The sequence below is a fragment of the Rhizobacter sp. P3_B12 genome (assembly GCF_056402895.1).
On sequence record NZ_JBFUGN010001414.1, the window covers coordinates 1 to 1,181 of the forward strand.

A 1,181-nucleotide genomic window follows, 5' to 3' on the forward strand; every position below is an offset into this window, starting at 1 on the left:
GTTGTGCGGCGCATCGGGCAGCAGCACGGTGTAGTCGCCGGCGGGCAGCGGGTAGAACCTGCCGCTCCAGTCGGAGTTCATCGTCACCTGGATCTTGATGCTGCCGACTTCCAGCGTGGCCAATTGCTGCTGGAAGTTCTGCTTGCGCACCGGCGAGTACCAGGCCTCGACGTAGTGGCCGTAGGTGACGACGATCTGCGCCAGCGACTGCGCCGGCGCCTTCGTGCCGAGGTACTCCCTGGCATTCGCGTCGCCGAGGCTCAGCACCTGGCCGGTGCTCGGGCCGTCCAGCACCTTGAAGAAGGTGCGGCCGCTGTCAGTGCGCGTCGCCTTCAGCTTGGTGTACTTGGCCAGCGGCACGAGCCCGCCGGTGTCTGCCTTGGCCTGCAGCCAGCCATCGCTGCCCACCTTGTTGACGTACAGCACGCTGCCCACGATGCTGACGCCTGTCGCGCCAGCCGTGCTCACGATATGCCCTGTCGCCGGTACCCTCGCGCCTGCCATCGCCGCTCCCTGCGCGCGACCTCGCCGCGCCTCCTGCCGATCATAGAAGGGTGCAGCTCGTAACATGCGACTCGACGCAGTGACTTTCGCCACCATGCCCACCCTCGACTACCGCACCGCCTTCGACCTCGCCCCTGTCGGCCTGGTGCTGTCGCGCAACCGGCTGATGGTCGACTGCAACCAGCAGGTGCTCGCGATGTTCGGCGCGGCGCGCGACCAGCTCGTGGGCCAGTCGTTCGAGATGCTGTACCCCACGCACGAGGAGTTCGAGCGCACCGGCGAGCGCATCGTCGCGGCGCTCGATGCGAACGGCTGGTATGCCGACGAGCGCGTGATGAAACGCGTCGACGGCCCGCAGCGCGGCGAGCTGTTCTGGTGCCATGTGTCGGGCCGCGCGCTCGACCCGGCGCAGCCGCATGCGGCCGGCATCTGGAGTTTCGAGGACCTGTCGTCGCGCCGCCGCCTGAAGGCCGAGCTGACGGCCCGCGAGCGCGAGATCGCCGCGCTGCTGATCGAGGGCCTCACCAGCAAGCTGATCGGCAAGCGGCTGGGCATCAGCCCGCGCACCGTCGACGTGTACCGCGCGCGGCTGATGCGCAAGTACGGCGCGGCGACCACGCCGGAGCTGATCTACAAGCTGCTGGCGGCGTGACGCAGGCGTGCGGCGGGTGACCCGC

At 68.9% G+C, this 1,181-nt stretch carries 2 protein-coding genes; one reads left to right on the top strand and one right to left on the bottom strand.

All coding sequences use genetic code 11. The annotated features are described in order from the left end of the window. The coding region (locus AC1D01_RS35705; RefSeq protein ID WP_477874405.1) for a hypothetical protein at positions 1-468 on the bottom strand (468 nt) is incomplete at its 3' end. Between the two features lie 130 nt (positions 469-598). Between AC1D01_RS35705 and AC1D01_RS35710 the strand changes: the two genes are divergently transcribed. Beyond that, positions 599-1,156, top strand: a complete 558-nt coding sequence (locus AC1D01_RS35710) for a helix-turn-helix transcriptional regulator (RefSeq protein WP_047512364.1) — start codon at positions 599-601, stop codon at positions 1,154-1,156. Positions 1,157-1,181: the final 25 nt, after the last annotated feature.

Bases quoted from the DNA above. Each gene is read 5' to 3' on its own strand.
- AC1D01_RS35710 (WP_047512364.1), top strand. From the start codon at position 599: ATGCCCACCCTCGACTACCGCACCGCCTTCGACCTCGCCCCTGTCGGC.